Origin of the sequence: Methylophilus sp. 42 (assembly GCF_000384155.1) — a bacterium.
GTDB lineage: Bacteria > Pseudomonadota > Gammaproteobacteria > Burkholderiales > Methylophilaceae > Methylophilus.
In genome coordinates, this window is sequence record NZ_KB913031.1 from 937,887 (window position 1) to 950,761 (window position 12,875).

The following is a 12,875-nucleotide window of genomic DNA, read 5'->3' on the forward strand; positions in this document are numbered from 1 at the left end:
GGCGAGACAGCAAACGTAAAATGCGGATAAGTTTGTTATCCGCATTTTTTATTTGTGGCATGCTTTAGTTATGCTACGTCAATTAACGTAGTGATTGATTTCATCTCACGCTCTAGCATACGCTGGGGCGCTTATTTTCCTCTTACGGTCCCGTCTTTTTAAGGATTGTTGATTGTCTAACCCTTCCGAGCTATCACAGGCACCGCATGCCGAGCCGATACAGCGTATCGTCAAGATTCGTCGCGACTATAACAATTGGGTCGCTAACGAAACCATAGAAGATTACGCGCTGCGCTATACGCCACGGGCTTTCCGTAAGTGGTCAATTTTGCGTGTCTCGAATACGGCGCTGGGGGCGATTTCTTTCCTGGTGCTGGAGGCGATTGGCGGCACGATTACCATTAACTATGGTTTTCCCAATGCCTTGTGGGCGATTCTGGCCGTCGGCCTGATTATTTTCCTGACCGGCTTGCCGATCAGCTACTACGCCGCCAAATATGGCCTGGATATGGATTTGCTGACGCGAGGTGCCGGTTTTGGCTATATCGGGTCGACTATTTCCTCGTTTATTTACGCTTCGTTCACGTTTATCCTGTTTTCGCTCGAAGCGGCGATTATGGGCTATGCGCTGGAGCTGTATTTTCATTTGCCGCTCTATCTCGGCTACCTGGTCAGTGCGCTGATTGTGATTCCGCTGGTGACGCACGGCGTGACCTTGATCAGCCGTATCCAGATGATCACGCAGCCGCTCTGGATTGCGCTCATGTTTTTGCCGTTTTTTGCCATCTTGCAGATGGATCCGGATGTGTTGCATAGGCTCAGTAGCTTTGCCGGCGTGTCTACGGATGGTGGCCACTTTAACTGGGTCATGTTCGGCACCGCGACGGCGGTGGGTGTGGCGCTGATTCCGCAAATCGGTGAGCAGGTCGACTTCTTGCGTTTTATGCCAGTGCGCAACAAGGAGAATTACTGGCGCTGGAACCTGGGCGTGCTGATGGCCGGGCCGGGCTGGGTCATTCTGGGCATGCTCAAAATGCTGGCAGGCGCCTTGCTCGCTTACCTGGTGTATAACCGCGATATGCCACTGAGCTCGGCGGTGAACCCTACCCATATGTACTGGGTCGGGTTTGAACATGTTTTCAGTAACCATCAGGTGGCACTGGCGGTGACGGCGCTGTTTGTCTGTGTGTCGCAAATCAAGGTCAATATGACCAATGCCTATGCCGGTTCACTGGCCTGGTCTAACTTTTTTGCCCGCCTCACGCATAGCCACCCCGGCCGTATTGTGTGGGTGGCGTTTAACGTCATGATTGCCATTGTGCTGATGGAGCTCAATGTATTTCAGGCGCTGGAAGAAATCTTGGGCCTGTATGCCAATATCGCCATCGCCTGGATTGCCGCCGTGGTGGCCGATCTGGTGATCAATAAGCCCTTGGGTTTAAGTCCTAAAGGCATTGAGTTCAGGCGTGCTTATTTATACGATATTAACCCAGTGGGTGTCGGGGCCATGTTTATTGCCTCGGCGGTGTCGATTGCTGCGTATACCGGCATCATGGGTGTGCTGGCACAGTCATTCTCTACCTTTATTTCGCTGGTAACTGCGTTGTTAATGTCGCCGCTGATTGCCTGGTATACCAAAGGTAAATATTACCTGGCCAGGCAACGTCCGACCTATTTGCAACCCTCGACCACCAAACAATGTGTGATCTGTGAGCGCGAATATGAGGTGAGTGATATGGCGCATTGCCCGGCTTATGGTGGCGCCATTTGTTCTTTGTGCTGTTGTCTGGATGCGCGTTGCCATGATGCTTGCAAACCGCAGGCCAGGCTCAGCGCGCAGTGGGAGGCGCTCAACAAGAAGTTTTTACCACCACGTTTGTGGCCGCATTTAAATGGTGGGGTGGCGCATTTCTTATTGCTCATGCTGATCGCCATGATTTTGTTTGGAGCCACCATAGGCCTGATTTACCTGCATGATGCCCTGACTGTTGGCCGTGAGTATCCCGGGCTGATGCAGCATTTCCGTTCTGGTTATTTAAAGGTGTTTGTCGCCTTGCTGTTTTTGGGCGGCATTGTGGCCTGGTGGCTGGTGCTGACTTCGGCCAGCCGACGGGTGGCACAGGAAGAGTCTAACCGGCAAACCGGCTTGTTGCTGGAAGAGATCGAGTCGCACAAAAAAACCGATACGCAATTGCAAAAAGCACGCCGTTTGGCCGAAGAGGCGAACCAGGCCAAGAGCCGCTACATCACCGGCATCAGCCATGAGTTACGTACACCGCTCAACAGTATTCTGGGTTATGCGCAACTGCTGACCAATGACGACAGCATCCCCGACCACCGCAAGCAGGCGATTAAAACCATTAGCCGTGGCGGCGAACACTTGCTGTCATTGATTGAAAGCACGCTGGATATCGCGCGGATTGAAAGCGGCAAAATGACGTTTGATGTCAAGCCGCTGCATTTCCCGGAATTTATCAGCCAGATGGTCAGCATGTTTGAAATCCAGGCGCAAAACAAAGGCCTGGCATTTTATTTTGAGCAGTCCGGCAACTTGCCGGAGTATGTGCGTGCTGACCACAAGCGGCTAATGCAGATTCTGGTCAATATCCTGGGCAATGCGGTCAAGTTCACCACCAAGGGTAGTGTGACTTTCCGTGTGAGCTACGCGCGGGAGATTGCACAGATCGATATTGAGGATACCGGCCCTGGCATTGCGCCGAATGAGGTGGAGAAGATTTTTGAGCCGTTTGAGCGCGGCAGTGCAGCCGATGTGGTTGGGATCGGTGGCACCGGTTTGGGCCTGACCATCAGCAAACTGCTGACGCAGCTAATGGGCGGCGAAATGCAGTTTGATAGTGTGCTGGGACGTGGTACGCGATTTGAAATTCGCTTATTCTTGCCGCAGATTCGTGAAACAGCACATTTATCGAAAAAGGCCGTGCGGCAGCGTATTGGTTACGAAGGGCCGATCAAGACCGTGCTGGTAGTGGATAATGAAGAGGTCGACCGTGAGTTATTGCGCGATGCCTTGCAGCCGCTGGGTTTTATTGTGCATGAAGCAGGTAACGGCCAGGCTTGTGTTAACCAGTACCAGATGGTGCATGCAGACTTGATCCTGATGGACTTGGCCATGCCGGTGATGGATGGCTGGGAGGCGGCTTATATCATCCGCCAGGTGCATCAATCCAAACTGCCGATTGCGATTATCTCCGCCAATGCCTATGACCGCAGCCTGGATAACCAGGCCAAGATTCCGGCACAAGACTTTTTTGTCAAACCGGTTAACCTGGACGAGGTGCTGGACTGGATAGGCAATCAGCTCGGCCTGACCTGGCGTTATGTCGATAGCGCGGCATCCCAGTCGGCACTTGCCCTTAAACCTGTGGTGCCTGCGAGTGATGTTGACCCTGTACCAGCGATCTTGCTGGAAAATATGGCCCAGTTCGCCCGTATGGGTTACGTCAAAGGTGTGCGCGAAGTATTAGCCACCCTGAATAGAGAACATTCGCAACATCAAACATTTATTCATGACCTGCAACAGGCCATGGAGCGCTTTGATTTTGCTAAACTGCAACGCTTGATTGAGGAGTACACCAAAAATGACCAGCCATAGCCATACCGTGTTAATTGTGGATGATGTGCCAGAAAACCTGGCCTATCTGCATGACGCACTGGATGAGTCCGGCTACCAGGTCTATGTCGCCAACTCCGGTGAGATGGCGTTGCAAGTGGCGCATCTGATGCAGCCGCATGTGATCTTAATGGATGCGATGATGCCTGGCCTGGATGGTTTTGCTACTTGTCGTCGCATTAAGGCCGCGGCAGAAACCCAGCATATCCCGGTGATTTTCATGACCGGCCTGACCGAGATCGAACACGTCACCATGGCGTTCGATGCTGGTGGTGTGGACTACGTCACCAAGCCGGTACGCCCGGCAGAGGTGTTGGCGCGCCTCAAGGCACATGTGCAGAATGCCACCAAAATGCATCAGGCTACTTCAGCGCTGGATGCCTTTGGCCAGGCAACGATTGCGATTTTGCCTACGGATAAACGCCTGGTATGGCAAACCCCGCTGGCCAAACAATACCTGGAGCAGTATTTTGCCGAGTGGGCAGCCAAAGAGGCTTACAGTGCTGTGCAAACCTTGCCGCCCATGATTTATCAGTGGCTGGAAAGCTGTATACAGCAATTCTCCAGCGGCCAGTCCATGCAAACGCTCAGTGTGAATCAGGGCAATGCACGCCTGAGCCTGACAGTGGCCAATACCAGTGAAGAGCAATGGGTGGTGGTGTTACGCGAGCATTCGGACGAAGCGCAGATTGAATCACTGGGTAAGTTGTTCCAGCTCACCAAGCGTGAGTCAGAGGTGTTGTACTGGACCGTCAAGGGCAAGACTAATAAAGACGTTGGTGAAATACTGGGCACCAGTCCACGCACCATCAATAAGCACCTTGAACATGTCTTCCAGAAACTGGGGGTTGAAACCAGGACTGCTGCTGCGTCACTGGTAGCATCCAAAATCAAGTTCTAATCGCTGGCTAAAGGCCGGGTGCTTTAGCCAGTTTTAGCGTTAAAAGTTGTAGATAAAGCCGACACTGGTGACGTTGGAATTAAAAGATTTGCTGCCACCGCCGTTAACGTCCACTTCCGCTTGGTAGTGATCCCAGCCCACACGCATGGCAATAGCCTTGTCGAAATGGTACTCTGCGCCCAGGCCATACGTGGCCCCCATGCGGGTTGCATCGTCATAAGCACTTAAGCCCGATACTTTGCTGCTGGTGGCAGCACCCCCTAATTTTCCATAGACATCAAAAGCATCGTTCAGTGGCAATGTGCCTACTGCGGTCAGGCTGAGGGCATCGGCCTTGACGCTGCCATGCGCATTGTCAGTGACCTTGCCAATACCAGTATATTGGCCTTCTACAGCAAAATAAGGGTTGAATTTGTAGCCTGCTACAAGCCCGGCGACAGCTTGACTATCTTTGTCGACCCCGTTGGGTGTTTTTAAGTTTGGCATGCCTATCCCCAGGTTCGCCCCGGCATAAAAGCCTTCTGCACTGGCCCACAACGGTGTTGCCAAGGTCAGGCTGCTGATTAAAAATAAGAGGGCGTGTTTACGCATCATGATTGCTCCAATGGATATTGATAAATCTTATTTAAGTTTGCTCTGTGCCAGTTTCAGGCCTTCTTCGATATCCTGCTTGCGGCCAGCATCCGCATCTTCCCGGCCCGGGCGTGAGGGTGCCTGCAAGGCTTTCTGGTAATACGTCACCGCCTGGTTGTAATCACCCTGCGCGCGCAGGTAGTCCGCATAAAAGTAATTGCTGTCTATGCCTGTCGGATTCAGTTGCAGAGCCTTTTCCAAGTATTCATGGCCTTTTTTCTTGTCACCAAAGCCAATCGGCCAGCCGGGTACGCGAAAGTACAATGAACCCAATGTGGTGTAGGCTGAGCCATTGAGTGCCTGTGGATTGGTTTTAATGCTGGCGAGTAACAAGTCGCGTGCCTGCTCGGCGGCTTTCAGGGCATTGACCGGATGGAGTGGCCCCATGCTTTTGGCGTAGCCACTGAGGACGATGGCTTCCCATATCTGCGCCTCATTGGCCTCCGGGTTTTTCGCCGTCAGCTGGTGTGCCTGTTCACTCAGGGTTTTAAAAGAGGCTTCTTGCTGGTCTTTGCTGGTGTGGTAGGTGGCTTTTGCCCAGGCATGTTGCAGGCCGGCCAATTCGTTATCCAGAGCTTCGTCGGCAAACGCGGCACCGGTCAGCAAGGCCAGGCAGGTATACATGATCAAACGTTTCACAATGGCTCCCAGTTTAAATAAGCTTTTTTTGCAATAAGAATGCCAACCTGCAAGGCATAAGTGGGTTTGAACGTTATTCAAATAAATCATATGGTTACAACTTGTTTCCGGCAGAAGATGAGGGAGTGATCGCTTAAAAGGCAAGCGAACCCTGCTTTTTTTGCAGGGTCTCAGCAGGTGACTCTGCAAAAAATGCATGCTATGGTCCGCGTGAGGTCAGATCACAATCATCCATCAATAAATCGTGAGTCATCATGTACGCTAATACACAAGTTCTTTCGTTTGAGGCGCTGTCGCAGCGCTATGGTGAGCGGTATAAATGGATGGTGCTGCTGATTATCGGCGTTGGCACGATTGCGGGCGTCCTGTGTACGTCGAGCTTCAATGTGGCTGTGCCTGCGTTGACGCATACCTTCCACCTGGGGCAAGACCATGTACAGTGGGCGATGACGGCATTTCTGGCGGCCATGACCATAGGCATGCTACCAGCAGCCTGGTGGCTGGAACGTTTCGGTTTGCGTCGCGTATTCATCACTACGTTGTGGCTACTGATTGCCGCCAGCGTCGGTGGTTTTTATGCACATTCATTTGTACAGGTCGTGATTGCGCGCTTGTTGCAAGGCCTGGCCGCTGGTGTGTTACAGCCACTGGGCGTCATGGCGCTGATGCGCTTGTTTCCGCCTAACATCCAGGGGCGCGCCTCTGGCATTCTGATTGTTGGGATTGCGTTTACGCCAGCCGTTGCACCGTCTATCAGTGGCTGGTTACTCGACCAGTTTGGCTGGCATGCCATTTTTCTGCTTGGCGTACCGTTTGCGCTCATTGCATTATTATGCGCCTGGCGCTGGCTACCCGCGCCGCGCAAAAATCCCATCAAACCATTCGACTGGCCGGGTCTGGGCTGGCTGTCGGCCGCCACCATCGGCCTGGTGGAATTTGTCTCCAGTTTGCACCATAGCGGGCTAGCGTCGGCCTGGACCTGGGGGCAGGCGACACTGACTGTGGTGTCCATGATCTGTTACCTGCGCCATGCCCATCAGTTGCCACACGCCATTATCCAGCTGCATCTATTTAACCGGCCCACCTTTAGCCGCGGCACGCTGGTGGCATTTGCTTATGGTTTTGGCTTGTATGCGTCGACTTACCTGATTCCGGTATTTTTACAAAATGCGATGGCTTATTCGGCGACGGATGCAGGATTGTTATTGCTCCCTTCCGGCTTGGCGCTGGTGTTGACGATTCCATTTGCCGGGCGCATGGCTGACCGCTTTTCACCCAGACGCATCACGCTGGCAGGGCTGATGGTATTTGGTGCGTCATTCCTGGTATTTGCGCTGGCGGCCAGGCAGGTGCAGTATTGGGACATTGTGGCTGCAACGGTGGTTGGCCGCATCGGCCTGGGCCTGATCTTACCTGCGCTCAACCTGGCGACCTTGCATGAAATGGAACCGCACCAGTTAGGACAGTCTTCGGTGGTCGTCAGTTATGCCAGGCAGTTAGGTGGCGTGGTTGGTGTGACTATGATGGCGGTGTTTATGGAATGGCGCGAACGCGTGTTAGGCATGGTGACGCCAGGCATTTTTGAGGCCTATGCACAAGGCTTTTTACTGTTATCGGTGGTGTTTGCGCTGGCGATGATTGCTGCGCTGGGGATGAAGGACGCGAAGCGCGAATAGTAAGGCAGGGGCTGCTGGCTGTTATCAAGGGATAACAGCCAGGTGAAGAACTTTACTTCTCTACAAAAGCCTTCTCAATCACGTAGTCGCCAAGTTCACCAATACGTGGTGAAACTTTGAAGCCACGTTTGTCCAGCATCGCGGCCGTATCAACCAACATGGCCGGGCTACCGCAAATCATGGCGCGATCCGTTTCTGGGTTCAATGGCGGCAAGCCAATATCTTCGAACAGTTTGCCACTTTCCACCAGGTCCGTCAGGCGGCCCTGGTTTCTGAACGGCTCACGCGTCACGGTGGGGTAGTAAATCAGTTTGTTACGCACTTCTTCACCAAAGAATTCATTATTCGGTAAATCTTTAGTGATGAACTCTTCGTAGGCCAGTTCGTTGACATAGCGTACGCCGTGAATCAGGATGACTTTTTCAAAACGGTCATAGACTTCGATGTCCTGGATCAGGCTCATGAAAGGGGCGAGACCAGTACCAGTCGAGAAGAAGTACAGGTTTTTACCTGGTTTCAAATCGTGAGTCACCAGTGTGCCGGTTGGCTTGCGGCTGACCAACAGCGGATCGCCTACCTTCAAGTGTTGCAGGCGTGAAGTCAGCGGGCCGTTTGGCACCTTGATGCTGAAGAATTCCAGATGTTCTTCATAGTTCGGGCTGGCAATACTGTAAGCACGTGTCAGTGGCAGGCCATCTACTTCCATGCCAATCATGACAAACTGGCCGTTTTCAAAACGCAAACCTGGGTCGCGAGTGGCCTTAAAGCTGAATAAGGTGTCGTTCCAGTGATGAACGCTCAAAATCGTTTCGGTGGAATATTTTTTATTACTCATGTCTTTTCTTTTACTCGCGACTAGGCAAAGGGATTGAATTTAAAAGGGTTTATTCTAAGATACTATTATAGCGCAGCTGTCAGTTGTGGTACGACTTCAAACAAGTCAGCCACCAGGCCGTAATCTGCAATCTTGAAGATCTGCGCTTCCGGATCCTGGTTAATTGCCACAACGACCTTGCTATCTTTCATGCCGTAAGCATGTTGGATGGCACCGGAAATACCAACAGCGATATATAGCTCAGGCGCAACCACCACGCCAGTCTGGCCCACTTGCAGGTCGTTAGGCGCATAGCCTGCGTCTACCGCGGCACGGCTGGCGCCAATAGCGGCATGCAGTTTGTCTGCCAATGGTGCAATGACTTGTGCAAATGCATCAGCACTGCCCAATGCACGGCCGCCGGAAACCACGACTTTGGCGGCTGTCAGTGCGGGGCGCTCTGATTTATTAAAGGCTTCTGATACCCAACGGCTGCCTTGTGGGGCTGCTGGCGTATTAATAGATTTGACTTCGGCAGTCGCACCAGCCGCTGCGGCGGCAAATTTGCTGCCGCGCACGGTCAGCACTTGAATGGCATCGCTGCTTTGCACGGTCGCCAGCACGTTGCCTGCGTAAATGCCACGCACATAAGTATTGGTATTGACGATTTCCAGTACGTCGGACAGCATGTTGACATCCAACAAGGCGGCTACTCGTGGCAATACGTTTTTGCTGAACGCGCTGTGCGCCGCCAGCACCACGCTGTAATTAGCGGCCAGTGGCACAATCAGGTCAGCCACGTGTTCAGCAGTCGGGTGTTGCAGGGCGGCATCCGTGGCAACCAGTACATTGCTCACGCCTTGCAAGGCGGCTGCCTGGGCAGCCAATGCATCGGTTTGTGCCGCGGCAATCAGGACATCTACCGGTTGCTGCCACTGTTGTGCAGCTGTCACGGCACGCGCGACTTGCTCATTCAAATGTTGGCCGTCATGCTCGGCAATAATCAGTGTTCTCATGCAATGATCCCCTCATGCGTACGCAATTTACTCAATAACTCATTCACGTCTTTCACCATGATGCCGGCCGGGCGCTCTGGCGGTGCCGCCACTTTCAGTTGCTGCACGCTGTCGGTGAGTGCAAGGTTGAGGGAATCCAGTGCAATGGTTTCAATCGGTTTTTTTCTGGCCATCATCAGGTTAGGCAATTTGACATAGCGTGGTTCGTTCAAACGCAAGTCTGCAGTAATCACGGCTGGCAGAGTCACGCTTAATGTTTGCGTGCCGCCATCAATTTCTCTGACCACGGTGGCCTGATTGTCGGCAATCGTGATTTGTGAAGCGTAAGTGGCCTGTGGCAGTTTCAATAAAGCGGCCAGCATTTGGCCGGTTTGGCCCGCATCATCATCAATCGCTTGCTTGCCCAGCAGGATCAGCGATGGCTGTTCGCGTTCGACCATGGCTTTAAGCACCTTGGCGACGGCCAGCGGTTGCAGGCTGTCCGTGGTTTCAATCAACGTAGCACGGTCAGCACCCATAGCCAACGCATGGCGCAGGATGTCCTGATTCACTGCGGCACCGATGGTGACGGCAACGATTTCAGTCACAATGCCTTTTTCCTTGAGGCGGATCGCCTCTTCAATCGCGTTCTCATCAAACGGATTGACGCCCATTTTGACGCCATCAATATCTACATTTGAGCCATCCGCTTTGACGCGGACTTGAATGTTATAATCAACGACCCGTTTGATCGCTACCAGTGCTTTCATAAAACGTTTGCCTTTGTTGGGGTTTTACTCGTAACCGCGTATTTTAAGCCAGCTTGTAATATTTATTAAATTGATTATTATAATAATATATATCTATTTTTTAGATTGATTTTGACGCGGCGCAAATGTCGTGCAATCCTTTATCCTTCAATGAAGTACACACTCAGACAGCTGGAAATTTTTGTTGCGATCAGTCGCGCGGGCAGTGTGTCGCGCGCCTGTGATCAGCTTGCCTTGTCGCAATCTGCCGCCAGCACTGCCCTGATCGAGCTGGAAAAACAATTTGATATCCAGTTGTTTGACCGTGTCGGCAAGTCTTTGCGTATCAATGAGGCCGGTCAGCAACTGATGCCCAAAGCGGTCGAGTTGTTGGACAGGGCGCGCGAAATTGAGCGTATGTTGCAGGGACAGCAGGGCTATGGCCATCTCAAAATCGGCGCGACGCTGACTGTGGGAAATTACCTGGTCACCTTGCTGGTAGCTAAATTTTTGCAGCAATATCCGCAAAGCCACATCCAATTGCAGGTCCAAAACACACGTACTATCGTCGAGCAGATTGCAAATCATACACTGGATTTGGGTATGATAGAGGGCGAGTGTAATCACCCGGATATTGCCGTCGCACCGTGGATTGCCGACGAACTGGTGATTTTTGCGGCGCCTGCCCATCCGCTGGCAAAGATTGCGCAAACAGGAAAAACCATCCACAAGTCAGATTTATTGTTGCAACCGTGGATCGTGCGTGAAAGAGGTTCGGGCACACGCGAGACGTTTGACCGTGCCTTCAAGCAGGATTATTCACGGCTCAATATTACGCTGGAGCTGGAGCACACCGAAGCGATCAAACGCGCGGTGGAGTCTGGGCTCGGCATTGGCTGCATTTCAAGGCTGGCACTTAAGGACGCGTTCAGGCGCGGTAGCCTGGTGCCGATTGAAAACCACAGTTTGCAGTTTCACCGCAATTTTTATTTTTTATGGCACAGGCAAAAATATCAGACCGGTGGCATCCGTCAGTTTTTGGCATTTTGCCAGGCGTTCACCCAAGGGGCGACGCGTAGCGACCTGATCGATATCCCGGCCATTGCCTGACAGAAGGAGCAGAGATGGAAAGAGATGTCATGGAATACGATGTGCTGATTGTCGGGGCAGGCCCGGCCGGCTTGTCCGCAGCCATTCGACTCAAACAATTAGCACAGGCACAAGGCCAGGAGCTGGGCGTGTGCGTGCTGGAAAAAGGCGCCGAAGTCGGTAGCCATATTTTTTCGGGCGCTGTGCTGGATCCGAAAGCCTTGCAGGAGCTGTTTCCAGACTGGCAGGCCTTAGGTGCGCCTTTGAATACGCCAGTGAATAAAGATACCTTTGTCGTGCTGGGTGAAGAAAAAGCCTGGGACATGCCTGAGTGGGCCTTGCCGCCGCTCATGGGTAATCATGGTAATTACATTATCAGCCTGGGCGAAGTCTGCCGCTGGTTGGCGGGGCAGGCAGAGTCGCTGGGTGTGGAAATTTATACCGGTTTTTCTGCGCAATCGCCCAGCTATGATGAGCATGGCCGTATGGTAGGCGTGATTACTGGTGATATGGGTCTGGACAAACAAGGCGAGCCAACGGCGAATTACACGCCAGGTATCGAAATTCGCGCCAAATATACGCTGGTGGCTGAAGGTACACGTGGTTCATTGACCAAGCAGCTGGAAGCGCGTTACGGCTTGCGTACCGCCTCCAGCCCGGCCAAATATGGCATCGGCTTCAAGGAAGTCTGGCGCGTGAAGCCTGAGTTGCACCAGAAAGGCCTGATTGAGCACACCTTGGGCTGGCCGCTAGATGCCAGTACCGGTGGCGGTGGTTTTATTTATCACCATGGCGAGAACCTGGTCTCCGTCGGTTACGTGGTGCACCTGGATTACCGCAATCCTTATTTGTCCCCGTTTGATGTGTTCCAGACCTATAAAACACATCCAAAACTTAAGGCTTTATTGCAGGATGGCAAACGCCTGAGCTACGGCGCACGGGCGATTTCTGAAGGTGGCGTGCAATCGTTACCGGAAATGGCCTTCCCGGGTGGCGCCTTGCTGGGATGCAGTGCTGGCCTGGTTAATGTGCCCAAAATCAAGGGCACGCATTACGCCATGAAATCCGGCATGCTGGCGGCGGAAGCTGTCTTTGAAGCTGTTGCGCAGGGCAGCCCGGAAGTGCTGACCAGTTATGTGCAAAAGCTACGCGCTTCCTGGGTCTGGCAAGAGTTGTATGCGGTGCGCAATGTGAAACCGTATTTATCCCGTTGGGGTACTTGGGCAGGCACCGTGCTGGGAGGTGCTGAGATGTGGCTGGCGAATTGGAATATCAGTTTGCCGTGGACGCTCAAACACAATTACGCCGACCACGCCACGCTGGCTGAGGCGTCGCAAAGCCGTCAGCCGGTCTACGCTAAACCTGATGGTGTGCTGACGTTTGATAAACTCAGTTCGGTCAGTTTGTGCAATATTGCGCATGATGATCATCAGCCCTGCCATTTGAAACTGGGCGTAGCGGATATGCCGGTACGTGTGAACTTGCCGCGTTACGCTGGGCCAGAGCAGCGTTATTGCCCGGCTGGGGTGTATGAGTTTGTTGAGCAGGCCGGTGAAAAAGCCTTGCAGATCAATGCGCAAAACTGCATTCATTGCAAAACCTGCGATATTAAAGACCCGACACAAAATATTAACTGGGTGCCACCAGAGGGCGGTAGCGGACCGAATTACGTTTCGCAGTGATTGGAAAAGGCGTTGCTCCGGCGAATATGCTGAGGGGTAACGCCTTTTTTATTTTTTGCGTGTGAA

At 52.7% G+C, this 12,875-nt stretch carries 10 protein-coding genes; 5 read left to right on the forward strand and 5 right to left on the reverse strand.

The window, feature by feature from the left end; all coding sequences use genetic code 11:
- Positions 1–172: 172 nt before the first annotated feature.
- Both MET42_RS0104550 and MET42_RS0104555 read left to right on the forward strand, forming a co-directional pair.
- Entirely contained in the window at positions 173–3,613 is a 3,441-nt protein-coding gene (locus tag MET42_RS0104550) for an ATP-binding protein (RefSeq protein WP_019881625.1), read from the forward strand.
- On the forward strand, positions 3,600–4,532 hold the full coding sequence (locus MET42_RS0104555) for a response regulator transcription factor (RefSeq protein ID WP_019881626.1): 933 nt from the start codon (positions 3,600–3,602) through the stop codon (positions 4,530–4,532). Before MET42_RS0104550 ends, MET42_RS0104555 begins: the two co-directional genes overlap by 14 nt.
- 39 nt (positions 4,533–4,571) lie before the next feature.
- Here the strand turns inward: MET42_RS0104555 and MET42_RS0104560 are convergent, their stop codons facing one another.
- On the reverse strand, positions 4,572–5,126 hold the full coding sequence (locus MET42_RS0104560; RefSeq protein WP_019881627.1) for an outer membrane beta-barrel protein: 555 nt from the start codon (positions 5,124–5,126) through the stop codon (positions 4,572–4,574).
- Positions 5,127–5,153: 27 nt separating this feature from the next.
- Complete coding sequence (locus MET42_RS0104565; protein WP_029512319.1) at positions 5,154–5,804, reverse strand: tetratricopeptide repeat protein; 651 nt, start codon at positions 5,802–5,804, stop codon at positions 5,154–5,156.
- Between the two features lie 254 nt (positions 5,805–6,058).
- Here MET42_RS0104565 and MET42_RS0104570 point away from each other — a divergent pair, with 254 nt between their 5' ends.
- Positions 6,059–7,480 carry a DHA2 family efflux MFS transporter permease subunit gene (locus tag MET42_RS0104570; protein WP_019881629.1) on the forward strand — a complete coding sequence of 474 codons (1,422 nt, stop codon included), beginning with the start codon at positions 6,059–6,061 and terminating at the stop codon, positions 7,478–7,480.
- A gap of 52 nt (positions 7,481–7,532) precedes the next feature.
- Here MET42_RS0104570 and MET42_RS0104575 read toward each other — a convergent pair whose 3' ends face one another.
- The 3 genes from MET42_RS0104575 to MET42_RS0104585 form a co-directional block, all read right to left on the reverse strand.
- The gene (locus MET42_RS0104575) at positions 7,533–8,315 is read right to left on the reverse strand and encodes a ferredoxin--NADP reductase (protein WP_019881630.1); all 783 of its coding nucleotides are present in this window, start codon (positions 8,313–8,315) and stop codon (positions 7,533–7,535) included.
- Between the two features lie 65 nt (positions 8,316–8,380).
- Entirely contained in the window at positions 8,381–9,310 is a 930-nt protein-coding gene (locus MET42_RS0104580; RefSeq protein WP_019881631.1) for an electron transfer flavoprotein subunit alpha/FixB family protein, read from the reverse strand.
- Positions 9,307–10,059: an electron transfer flavoprotein subunit beta/FixA family protein gene (locus tag MET42_RS0104585; RefSeq protein ID WP_019881632.1), complete on the reverse strand. Its 753-nt coding sequence runs from the start codon at positions 10,057–10,059 to the stop codon at positions 9,307–9,309. Before MET42_RS0104585 ends, MET42_RS0104580 begins: the two co-directional genes overlap by 4 nt.
- Positions 10,060–10,209: 150 nt before the next feature.
- Between MET42_RS0104585 and MET42_RS0104590 the strand changes: the two genes are divergently transcribed.
- Both MET42_RS0104590 and MET42_RS0104595 read left to right on the forward strand, forming a co-directional pair.
- Positions 10,210–11,148, forward strand: coding sequence for a LysR family transcriptional regulator (locus tag MET42_RS0104590; RefSeq protein ID WP_019881633.1), 939 nt, complete (start codon positions 10,210–10,212; stop codon positions 11,146–11,148).
- A 14-nt stretch (positions 11,149–11,162) separates the two neighbouring features.
- A complete protein-coding gene (locus tag MET42_RS0104595; RefSeq protein WP_019881634.1) occupies positions 11,163–12,809 on the forward strand; it encodes an electron transfer flavoprotein-ubiquinone oxidoreductase in 1,647 nt (548 codons plus the stop codon).
- Positions 12,810–12,875: the final 66 nt, after the last annotated feature.